The sequence below is a fragment of the Desulfomonilaceae bacterium genome, assembly GCA_041662605.1.
Lineage (GTDB): Bacteria > Desulfobacterota > Desulfomonilia > Desulfomonilales > Desulfomonilaceae > CAJBEZ01.
The window spans coordinates 86,929-103,164 of record JBAZSD010000012.1; the positions used below are offsets into that span (position 1 = coordinate 86,929).

Genomic DNA, 16,236 nt, shown 5'->3' on the forward strand with positions numbered 1-16,236 from the left:
GGCCCTACTCCGACGGCATCTCGAATTTTTTACCCACAGGCGGTTTTTGAATGATCCATAAAACTCCCACCAAAACGACAAATATTAATGATAGAGCATAGAACACATCGCAATAGGCCATCAATGCGGTTTGCTTGTTGAGCGACTGGTTAATGTAGCCAAGCGCCAGATTGCCATGGTCTGAAAATGAACCGAGCTTTTCCTGCAACATAAATTTCAATTGATCAAGCCTGTATGTGAAGCCGGGATTGTATACGTCGAAATTCTCAATCAGACGAGATTGATGGAACTGTGTTCTCCTTGCCAGGAGAGTTGTAACAAACGCTACTCCAAAGGATGACCCAAGATTTCTAAGCAGATTGAAAATTGCGGAAGCGTTGTTCAGCTTTTCTTTCGGCACGTAGGCCATCGCTACAAAAGAACATGAAACGAAAATAAATGGCATGCCCACCCCTTGAATAAGGCGTGAAAAGGTAGCTGTCTCTATATCTATGTTTAAGTTGAAACCAGACATGTAGTGAAGGCTATAAGCATTGATAAGAAGGCCTACTGCGAGCAAAATCCTAGCGTCCACCCTTTCGGTCGTCTTTCCCACAAATGGCAGCATGAACAGTGCTATAGCCCCTCCAGGCCCAAGCACCCAGCCTGCCAGATATGCTGTGTACCCCATCAATGTTTGTAAGAATAACGGGAGTAAAACGATAGAACCGAAAAAAGCGAAAAAAGCCAAAAACATAACGAAATTACCGGTTGCGAAACTTCTATCCTTGAAGATTCTTAGATCCACGATTGGTTGTTCATAATAAAGTTCCCAAAATACCAAAGCTACCAATGAAACAATGGCAGAGGCTGTCAGCAGCACTATTTGGGTAGAGCCGAACCAGTCTTTGAGTTCACCTTTGTCAAGAACTATCTGAAGGCTTCCCAGACCAACTGTAAGTAGAACCAGTCCTACGTAATCAATCTTTTCTCCTTTTTCTCTTCGCTCCTGAAACGACGGATCGAATACGAAGCTGGTGATCATGTAAAGGGCTAGCGCTCCTATAGGGATATTTATGTAGAAGATCCAGCGCCAGGAATAATTGTCAGTCAAATAACCCCCCAGGAGCGGACCCAAAATAGGCCCTACAACAACTCCCATACCAAAGATGCCCATGGCCAGTCCACGCTGGCTTGGTGGATAGGTTTCGAGGAGTATCGCCTGAGACATCGGCTGAAGTCCTCCGCCACCTATGCCCTGCATAATTCTGAACAGGATCAGCTCGTTCAGGCTGGTGGCTGCGCCGCATAGGCTCGAACTTATCGTAAACACTATAAGTGAAAGCAGCAGATAGCGTTTTCTCCCGATAAATCTCGCCAACCAGCCGCTCATCGGGATAACGATTGCATTAGCCACCAAGTACGAGGTTAGGACCCAGGTAACCTCTTCCTGGCCAGCCGCAAGGCTCCCCTGGATATGAGTCAACGAAACGTTGGCTACACTCGTATCCAGGATCTCGATGAGAGTCGGGATCATGACCGCCAGTGTGATAAGCGCCTTGTTTGTTTGCGGTCCTGGCATGCCGGTTTTTTCAGTGTGTGTAAATTGTTGGGATTACGCTCATTCCGATTCTTAGAGCCGGAAAGGGATTGGGTGTTTTTGTATCGAAAACTATTTTTACCGGTATACGTTGAACTATTTTCACATAGTTGCCTGTGGCGTTCTCCGGAGGGAAGAGAGAAAAGGCTGCGCCAGTGCCGGACATTATTGAATCAACGGTCCCTTTGAATTTGATTCCCGGGTAAGTGTCAACCTCAATACTTGCTTGCTGGCCCGGTTTGACACCGTGCAATTGAGTCTCTTTGAAATTTGCCGTAACCCAAATCAAACTAGGGTTCAAAGGAACGATTGCCATCAGAGGCTGACCTCTAGACACCATCTGGCCCGGTTCTACCTTCTTTCGTGTGACGAATCCATGTGTTGGAGATTTAATGCTTGTGTAGCCAAGGTTCAGATCAGCCTGTCGAACCCTTGCTCGGGCCAGTTCAACCCGAGCCTGTTGGGCTTCTACCTGTCTGGCCCTAATCTTAGCCTGGTCCTCACCGGTATTCGCCAAACGGATATTGGCTCCCAGACGATCCTTATCTGAAATCAAAGCCGCTTTCTGTTTTTTTACTGCGCCAAGGCGGGCTTGAGCCGCGTTTACCTGCGCCAAGGTAGTTTGAACACGGGTTTCTACATCATCAAGTGTAGACTGAGATATCGCCTGGCTTTTAATTAATTCATTCATTCGCTTGTAATCAATTAGGGCTTTATCATGTTCGGCCGCTGCGCGTAGTAAGTCTTGCGCTGCAGCCTCTTCATCCTTGTTTTTTGTTTCAAGATTCTTGTTGAGGGTGTTTAGTTCCGACTCGGCCCCCCGTACCTTTTGCTCGGTCTGACTAAGTTCCAAGGGAACCCCGAGTTCCAGGGATGTCAATGTCGATTCGGATTCCGCCAAGTTAGCTTTGGCTTCCGCGAGAGCTACTTCGTATTCAGTGGGGTCCAGAGACAGCAATGGAGAGCCCTCGAGAACTTCCTGATTGTCATCCACATCAACCGAGATGACGTAGCCGGCCACTCTGGGAGTTACGGAAAAAATGTGGCCATCGACAAAAGCGTCATCGGTGGATACCTGGCCAATGGTCATATAATAATATCCACCCCCAACTGCGATCAGTAGGGTTAGTACCGCCACAATTATATAGATCTTAAGTTTGTTGTTGTTTTTCAGTCCTTCTGGCAAACTCTAAATACCGTATGAAAGGCCGCTTTCTGCATTTTTATCCCTAATCGAGTCTAACAGACGAAAACAAGGAGGTCAATCTCGGTAACCCACAGTCGGAATAAAACCTGCTCGGGACGACAGGCGGATATCCCATGTAATTATTGCAACACAGGGTCGGGCTCGACAACTTGACTTGTGCCACGAAAGGCCGTAAGTTGCAATTAGTGCAACCTAGGTCCACGTTAAGGAATACGGAGAACGATGCATATATCCGAAGGAGTACTCTCCGGCGCCGTTTTGATAGCCGGCGCAGGACTGTCCACTGTAGGCGTGGGTATTGGAATCAAGAATCTCGATTACGATCAAATTCCTAAGGTCGGACTCTTGTCAGCAGTTTTCTTTGTAGCCTCCCTAGTCCATATTCCTGTGGGCCCAGCGTCCGCCCATCTGGTTCTTAGTGGTTTGTGCGGGCTTTTGCTTGGATGGACAGCGTTTCCAGCTATTCTTGTCGGCCTCAGTTTTCAGGCTTTGCTCTTTCAGTTCGGAGGACTTACCACACTTGGAGCCAATACTTTTAACATAGCCTTTCCAGCGGTTCTCCTGGGAATGACGTTGGGGAAATTAGTAAATAGTGGAAATTCCGCCATCAGAATGACGGCCGAATTTCTTTGTGGGGCTGGATCCATATTCTTCTCGGGACTTCTGGTAGCGCTGTCCCTTTTTGCGACAGGTAAGGCTTTCTTGCCGGCCTCAAAGTTGATTATCCTGGCTCACATACCTATCATGCTGATTGAAGGATTAATTACAGTATTCATAGTAGAGTTTGTCAAAAAGGTTAGACCGGAAATCTTGAGCCCAGCCTAGTGTCTCCCGGATAACTAAATTAATTAGATAGGTCAAACGCTTGGGTTTTGCGTGGGAATAACTATTGGGGCGTTGAAAATTTTATGAGATTAACTGAATTTTCACATGGGGATTCTTTCATACATCTGATGGATCCGAGATCAAAAATTGTAACCACCGTCATCTTTTCAGTTTTTGTAGCGGTCAACAATTCTCTCCAGGTATGCGCATTGGCTCTAATCTTCCCTTTAGCCATGCTAGCATTGGGAAGGATAAGCTTTTCAAAGACGCTTAGACGTCTTGCGGCAATAAATTCTTTTCTGGTTATATTGTGGTTACTCTTACCATTTTCATACCCAGGAGACCCCCTGTTTACGATAGGCTCCTGGACAGCGACCCGACAGGGCGCGTTGATGGCTCTGATGATCACATTGAAATCCAATGCGATAGTAATAACCATGATAGCGCTCTTGGGATCATCATCAATATTTAGTCTGGCCCATGCTCTGACTCACCTCGGGGTACCGGAAAAGATAGCCCTGCTGTTCTTTTTTTCGTACCGTTATATTCATGTTATTAATACTGAATTTGAAACTCTCAGCCGAGCCATGAAAATCAGGTCTTTCAGACCAAACATGAACATTCATACATACAGGAGCTATGCGTATTTAGTAGGGATGTTGCTTGTCAAAAGCTTTGACAGGTCGAACCGAATAATGGCCGCCATGAAGTGTCGTGGTTTTAAAGGTAAATTTTACATTCTTCATCATTATCAGATGAAACGAATGGATTTTCTGCTACCTGCGGTAAGTGGGATTTTTGCGGTCCTGATTATGGTGGTTCGATGATCAATCTCAGTGATATTTCTTTCCGATATGACACGAAATACGTGCTCAAAGCGGTGAATCTAACGATAAAAACCGGGGATAGGATTGGGCTGATTGGTGGAAACGGGACAGGGAAAACGACTCTGTGTCACATTATTATGGGGCTGATAAAACCTGAATCCGGAGCCGTCGCCATTTTTGGCAAGCGTCGCCAAACAGAGTCTGATTTTGCCGAGATCCGCCCACGCGTCGGCTTTTTGTTTCAGGATTCCGATGATCAGCTCTTCTGTCCTACGGTATTGGAAGATGTAGCGTTTGGTCCCCTGAACTTGGGCAAGTCTGCCGAAGAGGCCAAAAAGATAGTCTCAAAAACGCTTGACGACTTGAATTTAAGCGGCTTCGAAGATCGCATAACTTACAAGCTTTCCGGAGGAGAAAAGAGACTGGTAGCACTTGCGACAGTCCTTGCAATGAACCCTGAGGTCCTTATTTTGGACGAACCCACGAGCGGTTTGGATGATGATACTACGCAGAGACTCATAGATATTTTAAACAAATCCAGTTTGACCTACCTGTTGATATCCCATGACAAGGAATTCACGCGAAAGACAAGTTCTTCAATACTGACCATGAATGGTGGAACAATTCACGGCGAATCCTGATCTTTGTCGGGACCTGCGGCAAATAACAATAAGTATAATAGTTAGTTATTGACTAAATATTATGTTAATGGTATGATTATGGCTGATATAATTACTTTATTAATTTGTAATAACAGCGAAAACATAAATGCCTTGTCGTGTGATCGCTCTACTCTTTCTTGCCACCTTTTTATGCGGCTGCGCCGCAACGCCTAGTCTTGTCAAACTGGATCGATTCAAGGGATACATCATAAAAGGGAAGACCTATCATCCCATGAAAATAGTGAAGGTGGGTTACAAGCAGGACGGTGTCGCTTCATGGTATGGGCCGGGTTTTCACGGTAGGAAAACGGCGTCCGGAGAAGTATATGACATGAACGAGATGACGGCGGCTCACAGTGAACTACCCCTGAATACACTACTGAAAGTGACAAATCTCAACAATCGCAGACAAGTCATCGTTCGTGTGAACGATAGGGGACCTTTTGTGGGAGACAGGGTGATCGACATGTCGTTCGCCGCTGCGCAAGATCTCGGGATGGTGACTCCTGGAACAGTTCCAGTCAAACTTGAAGTGATCGGGACGACCACGCAATTGGCTTCGGTAAAGAAAAAGAGACGCAATGTTCTCGCATCTCATGCTCCTGCTACTCCAAATCCATATTACGCTTCCAAGAGCCGGGGGTTCCTGGCTCTCCTTCGGAACTGATCAACCTAACCGTTACTTGGGCCAGACTGAAAGGGTTGCAAATAAGGGGCTGCGAGGGTAGACTTACCTTTAAATCAAGTTTCCAAGATTGCAGGATTTAATTTGAGTGTGACCATTGTCGGAGCTGGTCTTGCTGGCTGCGAAGCTTCCTGGGCGGTAGCGGGGCTGGGTGTTTCTGTTCGTTTGATTGAAATGAAACCAAACCGGTTTTCTCCAGCTCACACGTCGACGGATTTTGGAGAATTGGTTTGTTCCAATTCACTGCGGTCGGCGTCATTGAAATCCGCCGTAGGGCTACTTAAAGAAGAACTTCGAAGTTTGGGCTCGCTTATCATGCAAGCGGCCGATCATACGTCTGTTCCCGCGGGTAAGGCTTTAGCTGTCGACAGGGATCATTTTTCAAAATTCATAACCGAACAGATAGAAAAATGTCCTCTGATAAATGTTGAACGGAGAGAAGTTGCGGAAGCGCCTCTAGGAGCGACGGACCCGGTTATAATCGCCACCGGTCCCCTGACATCTGATCCTTTGGCTGAAGACATAGCGAACAAACTCGGCGCCTCGAAACTCCACTTTTACGACGCGATCGCTCCAATAGTTTATTCGGACAGTCTCGATATGGAGAAACTGTTCAGGGCCTCGCGTTACGAAGATGGCGAGGGAGATTATCTGAATGCTCCAATGAATCGCGATCTATACGAGAATTTCGTCACTGAGATTAACAACGCGACAAAATTGGAGCCTCATCCGTTTGAAAAGATCCCGCATTTTGAAGGATGCCTCCCTATAGAGGAACTGGCGTCAAGGGGAATGGCCACACTCGCGTTTGGTCCAATGAAGCCGGTAGGCCTGGCTGATCCTCGGGATGGACGGAGACCTTACGCCGTAGTCCAACTTAGGGCGGAAAATCGTGAAAGAACGCTTTACAATTTGGTCGGATTCCAGACGAAAATGACTCATCTAGAACAAGAGCGGGTCTTCCGGATGATACCGGGTTTGGAAAAGGCGGTATTCGCTCGTCTAGGGTCGATTCACAGGAATACATATATTGACTCCCCGTCCCTGCTCGATGAGTTTTCTCGCTCCAGGGACTTTCCAAATATCTTCTTTGCCGGCCAAATCACCGGGGTTGAGGGTTACGTAGAATCAACCGCCTCCGGTCTGGTGGTTGGATCCATGGCCGCCTTGATTTCTAAGGGAGTCCAGCCGTCGATACCATCGGCTGAATCGGCAATTGGTGGGTTGCTCAAACACACACGCGAATTACCGAGAAAAAGATATGAGCCGATGAACGTGAACTACGGAATGATTGAACAGGGAGTCACTCGCCGTGGGAAACCATCGAGGGAGGAAACAGCGGAACGCGCCCTGATGGCCGTGAGAAAGTGGAAAGATGAAATCGATGACGCACTCCGAAACGCAGGCTTGTGAAATCAATGATTCAGGAGAATTATACCAATTGGAACTGAGTGAACGCAAAATCTTTACTGTAAGCGAACTTACGGAAGAGATCCGCAAGGTTTTGGAGGGAACCTTTCCAATGGTTTGGGTTAAGGGGGAAATCTCTAACTTCAAACGGGCCCCGTCAGGTCACACTTATTTGACATTGAAGGATGATAACTCCCAAATAAGATGCGTGATGTTCAAACATCAGAGTAAGTACCTAAAGTTTCAACTTGAGGATGGCTTAAAGATTCTCGCGTCGGGTAGAGTCAACGTTTATAGCCCGAGAGGCGAGTACCAGCTAATTTTGGAAACCATGGAGCCCGTAGGTCTGGGCAGCCTGATGCTGGCGCTTGAGCAACTCAAGACCAAGCTCGCGTCTGAAGGACTCTTTGATAGTTCAAGAAAGAAACCCCTGCCTAGGAGACCAGGCACGGTTGGCGTAGTGACATCAGCTACGGGAGCCGCTGTTCGCGATATTATTCGAATAATAAAAAGAAGATCGCCGGGAATAAATATTCTGATCAGCCCTACTTCTGTGCAGGGCGACAAGGCCCCCGAAGAAATAGTTTCTTCCCTGCAGAGGCTAGTTATTTCGGGAAAGCCTGATGTAATAATTATTGGAAGAGGCGGTGGGTCCATAGAGGATCTTTGGGCGTTTAACGATGAAAGTGTGGTTAGGGCCGTGGCGTCGTGTTCTGTTCCCATAGTTAGCGCAGTAGGTCACGAGACTGATTTCACTCTTTCGGATTTTGCAGCGGACGCTCGCGCTTCGACTCCTTCTGCCGCTGCCGAGATAATAGCCCCGGATGATCGTGACGCTTGGGACTCAGTCACCAGCCTGATCGCTCGATTGAAAAATGGAATCCGCGTTTGTCTGACAAGATCGGCTCAGACCCTGGATGATCTCACCAAAGGGTTCGAGTATCCATTGCGCCGGATCCAGGATGAGCGTTCCAGAATTGAGGATCTTACGGAAAGAATTAGAAAAAGCTCCATAAGGATGCTGACTGACGCTAGAAAGGATCTGGTCGCGATGTCAGGGCGCTTGAGGCCCGAGATCCTTATGAGGAAAACAGCCACTATTTCAGGAGATTTGGGACGCCTTGTGACCCGACTGGAACGATCAACGAAAATTATCATGGATGATTCTAAAAGCCGCGTGACAAATCTTGCCGCAAGACTGGACGCTTTAAGCCCTTTTAGAGTTCTAGCCAGAGGGTATACCATCACGTTCAGAACGACTGATGGAACACTGCTTCGAGGAACCGGAGACGTTGATCAAGGAGAGGACATCCGGACGGTTGTTTCCGGAGGGTCAATAGTCTCTCGCGTTGTCAGTGTTGATCCGACTCCAATGGATTCCACAACCTTCAAGAAATTAAATTAAGCAATGAACTCAAATATTAACGCAACGGAAATTCTGGAGTTCACCAAAGAACTCGCGTCCGAGGCAGGAAAAATAATCATTTCATATTTTCAGGGCCGATTCGGCATTGAGTCCAAAGATAGCGCCCCGAACGGAATCGACATCGTGACTGACGCAGACAAAGCATCAGAACGTTTTATTCTGAGTCAGATACGTAAGTCATTCCCCTCTCACGACATAATGACTGAGGAAACCTCCCTGGACAGATCAGGGTCGCGTTTTCTCTGGATTGTGGATCCCTTGGACGGCACAGTGAACTTCGCCCATTCATACCCGCAATTTTGCGTTTCCATAGCTCTCATGGAGCAAGAGGCAATTAGGCTGGGTGTTGTGTTTGACCCTGTGAGACAGGAAATGTTCTGGGCCTCCGATGGCGAAGGCGCTTTTTTAAACGGCTCCGCTATTCGTGTGACACAAAGCGACAATCTTTATAGGTGCATTGTCGGTACTGGTTTTCCCTATGACAAAGCAAGGTCAATGACCAACAATCTTAGGGAATTTTGCGCCGTAACGCTAAAGACTCAGGGGATTCGACGGTCCGGTTCCGCTGCCCTGGATCTGGCTTGGGTAACATGCGGAAGACTGGATGGCTTCTGGGAACTCAAACTAAAACCCTGGGATTTTGCCGCGGGAATGTTACTGGTTCGGGAGGCGGGTGGAACAGTCACGAATAGAAGAGGCCGCAAAATGAAAATTTCGAGCCAAAGCATTGTGGCCACGAATTCGTTTATTCATGATGAGTTGCTCAATATTCTGTTGTCCGTAGAATAAAAAGCTCAGCCCGAACGTTTCGCATGCAAACATAGCCGGGACAAAAGAAAATGTTTTCTGACGTCTGAGGTCGCATCTGTGGAGGATTCTTGAACAGTCATCAGGTAAAGGATTTTGCGCGTCAATGCGGGGCCGATGTTGTGGGTATTGCCGATTTAGCGTTGCTGGAGGGCATTCAGACTGAACCGGCGGACTTGCTCCACGGATACCGTAGAGCTGTTAGTATTGGAGTGAGATTGGCCGATGGAATTATTGACCCTATTGAAGACAGGCCTACGCCCCTTTATCAGCAGCACTATGCGAAGGTCAATATTCTGCTGGATGTTATTGCTCTAAAGGTGAGTCAGTATATCCAGGCCAGAGGTTGCAAAACACTTCCAATACCAGCTTCACAGGTCCTTGATAAGGAAAACTGGACTTCCTATATCTCGCACAAGGCCGTAGCCATAGCGGCAGGGGTAGGATGGCAGGGAAAGAGCCTCCTTGTCGTGAACCCTGATTTTGGACCCAGGATTAGACTTGTGACCATACTCACCGATGCGGCTGTAAAACCAGATCACCCACAAAAAAATCGCTGTGGTCGTTGTTCTTTTTGCACAGAAGCTTGTCCTGTGGACGCCATCAAGAATGTGAACACAAATTCCCATTATGAAAGTCGCGAACAGGCCCTGTATTTTGATCGTTGCCTCGCCAGGGTCACGGAAAATTCCGGTCGACCTTTTCTGGAAAGCCCCATTTGTGGTGTTTGCATCCGCGCTTGTCCCTGGGGTAAGACGCGCAAGCGAAAAACAAGAGACTACGATGAATCCATTTCAAGAAGGATCAGACTGGATTGACAAAAATGTTTTCAAACAAAAATCTTTATTGGGATCTGCTTAGCACAAGAGAAGATAGCCAATACCATCTGTTTTCAGTTGAAATAAACACTTGCAGGTCTCCTCGCACAGGAAAGCCGCATGAATTTCAGGTGCTGAAATCAACTGACTGGGTAGCGGTAATCGCATTGACGGAAAAAAGGGAAGTTGTTCTTGTCAATCAGTTTAGACACGGAACAAGGGAGCTATCCCTCGAACTACCGGGTGGGCTCGTAAAGCAGGGACAGTCTCCGGCCCAAAGCGCGGCTGAAGAACTCATGGAGGAAACCGGATTCACAGCTCCACATTTTAAACTGATTGGCTGGAATCACCCTTTTCCAGCAATCCTGACAAACAAATTTCACGTGTATTTGGCTGAAAACGCGGTTCCAACAGGCAAACTTAATCCAGATGAGACAGAAGAACTCGAAACCATAATGGTCCCCCTTGACGATCTGAAAGACTACGTCCGTAAGGAAAAAATAACCTGCGGGATCATGATAGCGGCCATAGGAATGTTCTATCTCAATTCCGAATAAAGACTGAAATTCCTCGTCACACTATCTTTCAATCAGGAGACTTCCTGTTTCGGCTTTTCTTGGTCGGGACCGGGTTCCATTTTTTCGTCATTTTTTGACGTAGTCGTCTCGGGTTCAGACGAACTTGCCAAGAGTTCCGCATAGAAATCCGGACCTGCTTTTTCTCCCACGGGCAATTTCAAATCCTTGTCAGGTTCATCATTTTTTTTGGCGGCAGGCTCCGTGGCGGTAGGTTCACGATTGTAGTTGTATGAGGATGAACTTGTTGTTGGTGGGCCATCCAGATCCAAATTGATGGAACGTTGAACGTCGGTCGCCATCTTTTGTAATTCCCGAACCATCCTGCCGACAACCCTCGCTGTCTCGGTCAATTGGCGGGGCCCTAGGAATATTAATCCGATAAGGGCAATGAGTCCTAATTCATACATGGAGATTCCGAACACGAAGCAACTCCCATTTGACCAAGTCATAAATAATAATCCAACGCAAAAAAATATTAATGCTCATTTGAAAAATTTTCAATGGTTCCAGCGTTGAAGTAAAATAACTATTCCAATAATAATCAAGCCGGTTGAAAGACTCATTTGTTTGATGTATGGGATTCAGCAGGCTCGGATGTTGTTTTATGGAGATTGCAATGAAAATTTTGCTTAAATTATCCTTTTCAATTTTGTTGACGTTACTTTTGGCGGGGCTTAGCGAAGCCGGCGGCCCAAAGATAAAGTTTGAAAAGCTTAGCCACGATTACGGCAAAGTTTCCAGCGGACAGAGTGTCTCCGCAGAATTTGAATTCCGGAACGAGGGAGACGCTACGCTAAAAATTGAAAATTTGACCGCGAGTTGCGGTTGTACGAAAGCAGTGGAAGGGAAAAAGGAAATCCCACCCAGAGGAACGGCAAAGATCTCGGCTCAATTCGACACAATCGGTATGAAAGCTGGGAGGAAACAAAAAACAATCTTTGTGAAAACCAACGATCCCGTGACACCGGTGGTTAAGTTGACCCTTTATGCAGACGTGGTCAAAGAAATAAATGTAACGCCTCCATCTTTAAACAAGAAGGTCTCGTCTCTGGCGGACCCGATTGTTTTTCCGTTGAATATTACGGACACAGCGACCACAGGGTACAAGATATTTGACGCTGAAACCGTTGAAGGCGAAGGTCAGGTTTCCCTGGATCCTTCCAATGTCACACTCCAACCGAAATCAACTTCCCATTTAAAATTGATGTTGAAATTAAAACCGGAGCCAAACCGTTCTTTTTACGCCGGCAAGGTACGTTTAAAAACAGATCATCCGAGTGAATCTGAGATAGAAATACCTTTCCTGGTCAAACTCAATGATCCCAGAAGTAATCCCTGAAATCGGACATTTGCGCCGGCCAGGATTTTTCATGAAAGTCGGTGGATCTATTGGGATCACGATCAATCAAAGAGTTGATTTCGCATTTTCCGTGAAACATTGCTCACTCAGACTTGATTCTTCGCTAACTCTCGATCTGGCACGGAAGAAGTTGATCACCCGAAGCGTCTGATCGACCCCGTATTTCCACATTACAGCCGTAAGGGCGATGGAGATGGTCAAGACAGCCGCGGAAAACGTCAGAAGAAGGTAGCCTATCCATTTTCCGCCTATGCTGTTGTCTGATAGAGGGATGATAAGAAACAATAACAGGAAAAATGAACGTGGTAGAGGCCCTAGTGCGGCCGCGAGCGTTTGGGCCACGTCAAGAATTTTTAGCGCTATTCGAAAGAACCCCCAAATGAAACCAATCAGGCATGAGAGAAAAACCAAAGACCTGATGATAAATACTGACGTTGAGGACAGTTCAAGGCCGGTGAGCAGAAAGTTCAATTGAAAAAATATCTGTAATTGAGAGAGGATATCCCATAAAGATTGCATGCGCCTACTCCCTGAAGGTTTTTTAAAATGTCCGGCGCGCTTACCGTCGGACATTTCAATAACTATGCGCTACTAATGTATATTAGTACATAATATTAGTATATAATCAAGACTGTTTGATCTTGTTGAGTATATAATTACCGCAAATGGTTGCTAATACAGGATTATGAGTGTATTAATTCAGAACATCAAATCATTCTGAGGTAACGTTCGTCAACAGTTGATTGACAAACCTCGGGAGCGTTTCTAGACTGAAGCCTGATGATCCTTCGTTGACGAGGTCTTCGTGAGTTCGCTTTTGAGACTGAACAAGTGAATAAAACCCCTATTTCATACAAGACCAAGGCCGTTCTTCTATTAATTGGAGCGATGATATTCTTTACTGTAGGTTGTTCGAGTTCAAATGACCACAGCCTGACTGAAGCTAGGAAATTGCTTGATAGCGGCCAATTGGAAAAAGCCGCTAAGGTTGTTGATGAACGTCTGAAACTTGACCCGAACAACAAGTTGGCTTTTTTCCTGAGAGGAAAGGTCAGAGACAGGTCGGAGGATTTAGATCTTGCCCTTGAAGATTACAATAGGGCTTTGGAACTGGATCCAGGGTTCGTCGACGCACTCGAAGCCCGGGGTAGGCTGAAGATAAGGACAAGAGACTATGATGGCGCTGAGGATGATTTGACCCATGTCTTGCAGACAGGGCGCCAGTCTGCGCAGTTGATCTCGTCGCTGGGGTTGGCTCACTTTTTCAAGAAAGATTTTGAAGAAGCGCGTAGGCTTTTCGATCAAAGTCAGGCCATGGATGAAAGGCACGATGGAGCTTATTTTGGAAGAGCGGCCATCGACGTTGAAGAGAAAGATTATCCGGCGGCCATCCAGGAATTGGATAGCCTGTTAAAATTCCACCCCAAGAATGCACAGGCCTTGTTTCGTCGTGGCTTCGCTCATCTTAAAGCGTCTGATCCTGAAAAAGCAGTGGCTGATTTTAATGTCGCCCTTGAATTAGATCCGGATTTGAAAGAAATCTACTGGTACCGAGCGGAGGCTAACAGAGTCCTTGGAAAACCCGAAAAGTCCTTGCAGGATTATGAAAAGGCGGAGGCGGCAGATCCCAACGACCCAATTCTATATTTGAATCAGGGAACAGTCCTGATGGCCACCGGCCAGTATCCTGAAGCGCTTGAGAAACTTACTCGGTCGATCGTTCTGGACCCTGAAAACCCGTTGCCCTACATAAATCGGGCAGTGCTTCAGTTTGACACCGGAAACCTTCTTGCGGCGCTGAGCGATCTGAATAAAGCTATCAAATTGAGGGATGATGATCCTCAACTGCTGATCAGGCGGGCTTACATCTTCAAGCTTATGGCCAGAGGCGATAGGGCAATAGGGGACCTGAACGCTGCGCTGACAACCGATCCAAAAAACTATCAGGCGCTTCTGCTCAGGGGTAGCCTTTATTACAATCAGGAGCAATTGGATCGCGCCGTGCTGGATCTTGAAGAAGCCATAATTCAAAACCCAGAGGACCCTTCGGCTTATCAACTCTTGGCCGAGGCCCTTTTTCGTAAAGGCGAGAAGAAAGAAGCTCTGGATGAGGCGAATCTGGCCCTGAGAAAAGACGAAACATACATACCTGCGTTCATAACCATCGGGGATATTCATAAGTCTGATCTGAACTATGATCAGGCGATAGAAGCATATTCTAAAGTATTAAACCTCGACTCCGGCAATTTTGAGGCCAGACTCAAGCGGGCCAAGCTGTATGTGGAATTAAGAGATTTTTCCGAAGCTCTGGATGACCTGGACTCCGCTGTAAAGGTCAACCCATATAGCGGGGATGTTTACGCTCTTAGGTCCCAGTGCTATGACGCTCTTGGTGATCAGGAAAAAGCCAGGCAGGACACCTGGCGGGCCAGAGTGTTTGTAAATCGTTAAAGGACCTAAAAAAAGAGTCAGGGACATGGCTGATTCCATATTCCTGACTCTTTCCAAGCCGGCTCAGCAGAACTGGTTGGACTTAAAAAAACAGCGATTATCGGTTACGTACCGACACAATCCCAGAAATTACCTCTCGTCGATGATTCTTTTTGCTTTCCCAATGCTGCGTTCAATAGTATCAGCAGGCACGATAGCTACAGGTACGTTTATTCCGATAACCTGATGAATCCTCTCGGAAATCCGTTTGGAGATGTTGTCCATCGTGTCTTTTCCCTGATCATATATGTTCTTCTTCAATTCGGTTTCTACGGTGATATGGTCTATGTAGCCTTTTTTGCGGAGTCTGATCTGGTATTGCGGTTCTACTTCAGCGAATTCCATGAGCACCGTTTCAATTTGTGACGGGAAAACGTTGACACCGCTTATGATCATCATGTCGTCAGAGCGTCCGAGGATTTTATCCATTGTAATGAGGGTTCGCCCACACTGACATTTTTCTTTTCTCAATGAACAGATGTCGCGTGTCCTATAGCGAATCATGGGCATTGCCCTTCTTTGCAAGGCTGTAAATACCAATTCGCCTTCTTCTCCTTCGGGCACAGGCTGCAGTGTTTCCGGGTCCACAATTTCAGGGTAGACATGGTCCTCATTGACGTGAATTTGGTAGTACTCACAAGTGAAGGAGACTCCAGGCCCCATCAATTCCGTAAGACCATAGTGCTCATAAGCGTGAATACCGCCACGACCTTCTATGTCACTACGCATCTCAACGCTCCACGGCTCCGCCCCGAAGTGACCAGTCCTCAATCCCGTTTTCTTGAAATCTACACCCATCTTCTCGGCCTTTTCTATTATAGTGAGGCAGTAAGAAGGAGTACAGCAAAGGGCCGTAGTGCCAAAATCCTGAATCAGCATGATCTGTCTTTCTGTCATGCCGGCGCCTGAAGGTACCACGGCGCAACCAACCCTGATTGCTCCCTGCAGGAATCCCAAACCCCCAGTAAAGAGTCCCATCCCATATGCGTTTTGAAGAATACTATCCGGCCTTACTTCCTGAGCCCAAAGGCCTCTAGCCATGCACTCAGTCCATTGGTCCAAGTCCGCCGCCGTGTATGGGCCGGTAATCGGTTTGCCCGTAGTTCCGGACGAAGCGTGTATCCTGACTACGTCGGCCATTGGCACTGCGCACAGGCCGAAGGGATAGTTGTCACGCAAATCCGTTTTCATCGTGAAAGGAAACTTCGCCATGTCCTCCAGACTTTGAAGATCCGAAGGCTTGACCCCCTTGTCATCAAAGGCTTTCTTGTAGAACGGGATGCGATCATAAACCCACTTCACCGTCTCTTTCAGTTTTTCCAACTGAAAGGCTTTCATCGCTCCTTCGTTCATGGTTTCGAACTTTTCATCCCAGTACTTCTTAAACATAAGGGGCCTCCTCGAGACATGCGATAGTATTTTTTTTGGAAAAGAACGGTCTAAGAAAGCTATTATCTTTCAAGAAATAACGAAATAGCCTGACCGTGTCAAGCTAAAACCTGGTTGACAATGTCAGAACTGATAGTCGTGCAAGTCTTCATTCCAATGAAAAACAGTTCACT

General features: G+C 46.9%; 16 protein-coding genes. 11 read left to right on the forward strand and 5 right to left on the reverse strand.

Annotated features, from left to right (window positions below):
- Nucleotides 1-4 precede the first annotated feature (4 nt).
- Nucleotides 5-1,561: a DHA2 family efflux MFS transporter permease subunit gene (locus WC647_11275; GenBank protein MFA6222881.1), complete on the reverse strand. Its 1,557-nt coding sequence runs from the start codon at nucleotides 1,559-1,561 to the stop codon at nucleotides 5-7.
- Between the two features lie 10 nt (nucleotides 1,562-1,571).
- On the reverse strand, nucleotides 1,572-2,765 hold the full coding sequence (locus tag WC647_11280) for an HlyD family secretion protein (protein MFA6222882.1): 1,194 nt from the start codon (nucleotides 2,763-2,765) through the stop codon (nucleotides 1,572-1,574).
- 243 nt (nucleotides 2,766-3,008) lie between these two features.
- Here WC647_11280 and cbiM point away from each other — a divergent pair, with 243 nt between their 5' ends.
- From cbiM to WC647_11325, 9 genes are all read left to right on the forward strand, one after another.
- Nucleotides 3,009-3,611, forward strand: a complete 603-nt coding sequence (gene cbiM / locus WC647_11285) for a cobalt transporter CbiM (protein ID MFA6222883.1) — start codon at nucleotides 3,009-3,011, stop codon at nucleotides 3,609-3,611.
- A gap of 83 nt (nucleotides 3,612-3,694) precedes the next feature.
- Nucleotides 3,695-4,438, forward strand: coding sequence for a cobalt ECF transporter T component CbiQ (cbiQ, locus tag WC647_11290; GenBank protein ID MFA6222884.1), 744 nt, complete (start codon nucleotides 3,695-3,697; stop codon nucleotides 4,436-4,438).
- Nucleotides 4,435-5,079: an ABC transporter ATP-binding protein gene (locus WC647_11295; GenBank protein ID MFA6222885.1), complete on the forward strand. Its 645-nt coding sequence runs from the start codon at nucleotides 4,435-4,437 to the stop codon at nucleotides 5,077-5,079. The genes cbiQ and WC647_11295 overlap by 4 nt, the downstream gene beginning before the upstream one ends.
- A 127-nt stretch (nucleotides 5,080-5,206) precedes the next feature.
- On the forward strand, nucleotides 5,207-5,767 hold the full coding sequence (locus tag WC647_11300) for a septal ring lytic transglycosylase RlpA family protein (GenBank protein MFA6222886.1): 561 nt from the start codon (nucleotides 5,207-5,209) through the stop codon (nucleotides 5,765-5,767).
- A 108-nt stretch (nucleotides 5,768-5,875) separates the two neighbouring features.
- Nucleotides 5,876-7,198, forward strand: a complete 1,323-nt coding sequence (gene trmFO, locus WC647_11305) for a methylenetetrahydrofolate--tRNA-(uracil(54)-C(5))-methyltransferase (FADH(2)-oxidizing) TrmFO (protein MFA6222887.1) — start codon at nucleotides 5,876-5,878, stop codon at nucleotides 7,196-7,198.
- A complete protein-coding gene (xseA, locus tag WC647_11310; GenBank protein ID MFA6222888.1) occupies nucleotides 7,170-8,600 on the forward strand; it encodes an exodeoxyribonuclease VII large subunit in 1,431 nt (476 codons plus the stop codon). The genes trmFO and xseA overlap by 29 nt, the downstream gene beginning before the upstream one ends.
- Nucleotides 8,601-8,603: 3 nt before the next feature.
- Nucleotides 8,604-9,410, forward strand: coding sequence for an inositol monophosphatase family protein (locus WC647_11315; GenBank protein MFA6222889.1), 807 nt, complete (start codon nucleotides 8,604-8,606; stop codon nucleotides 9,408-9,410).
- Between the two features lie 89 nt (nucleotides 9,411-9,499).
- Nucleotides 9,500-10,246 carry a 4Fe-4S double cluster binding domain-containing protein gene (locus WC647_11320; GenBank protein ID MFA6222890.1) on the forward strand — a complete coding sequence of 249 codons (747 nt, stop codon included), beginning with the start codon at nucleotides 9,500-9,502 and terminating at the stop codon, nucleotides 10,244-10,246.
- Between the two features lie 5 nt (nucleotides 10,247-10,251).
- Nucleotides 10,252-10,803 (forward strand): NUDIX hydrolase, encoded by a 552-nt coding sequence (locus tag WC647_11325; GenBank protein MFA6222891.1) that lies wholly within the window; start codon nucleotides 10,252-10,254, stop codon nucleotides 10,801-10,803.
- A gap of 32 nt (nucleotides 10,804-10,835) precedes the next feature.
- Here WC647_11325 and WC647_11330 read toward each other — a convergent pair whose 3' ends face one another.
- The gene (locus WC647_11330; GenBank protein MFA6222892.1) at nucleotides 10,836-11,246 is read right to left on the reverse strand and encodes a twin-arginine translocase TatA/TatE family subunit; all 411 of its coding nucleotides are present in this window, start codon (nucleotides 11,244-11,246) and stop codon (nucleotides 10,836-10,838) included.
- Between the two features lie 194 nt (nucleotides 11,247-11,440).
- On the opposite strand from WC647_11330, the gene WC647_11335 reads away from it, so the two are divergent.
- Complete coding sequence (locus tag WC647_11335; GenBank protein ID MFA6222893.1) at nucleotides 11,441-12,163, forward strand: DUF1573 domain-containing protein; 723 nt, start codon at nucleotides 11,441-11,443, stop codon at nucleotides 12,161-12,163.
- A gap of 66 nt (nucleotides 12,164-12,229) precedes the next feature.
- Here the strand turns inward: WC647_11335 and WC647_11340 are convergent, their stop codons facing one another.
- Nucleotides 12,230-12,703 (reverse strand): hypothetical protein, encoded by a 474-nt coding sequence (locus WC647_11340; GenBank protein ID MFA6222894.1) that lies wholly within the window; start codon nucleotides 12,701-12,703, stop codon nucleotides 12,230-12,232.
- Nucleotides 12,704-13,015: 312 nt separating this feature from the next.
- On the opposite strand from WC647_11340, the gene WC647_11345 reads away from it, so the two are divergent.
- Nucleotides 13,016-14,635, forward strand: a complete 1,620-nt coding sequence (locus WC647_11345; protein MFA6222895.1) for a tetratricopeptide repeat protein — start codon at nucleotides 13,016-13,018, stop codon at nucleotides 14,633-14,635.
- Between the two features lie 129 nt (nucleotides 14,636-14,764).
- On the opposite strand, the gene WC647_11350 is transcribed toward WC647_11345, so the two are convergent.
- Nucleotides 14,765-16,063, reverse strand: a complete 1,299-nt coding sequence (locus tag WC647_11350) for a phenylacetate--CoA ligase (GenBank protein ID MFA6222896.1) — start codon at nucleotides 16,061-16,063, stop codon at nucleotides 14,765-14,767.
- Nucleotides 16,064-16,236 lie beyond the last annotated feature (173 nt).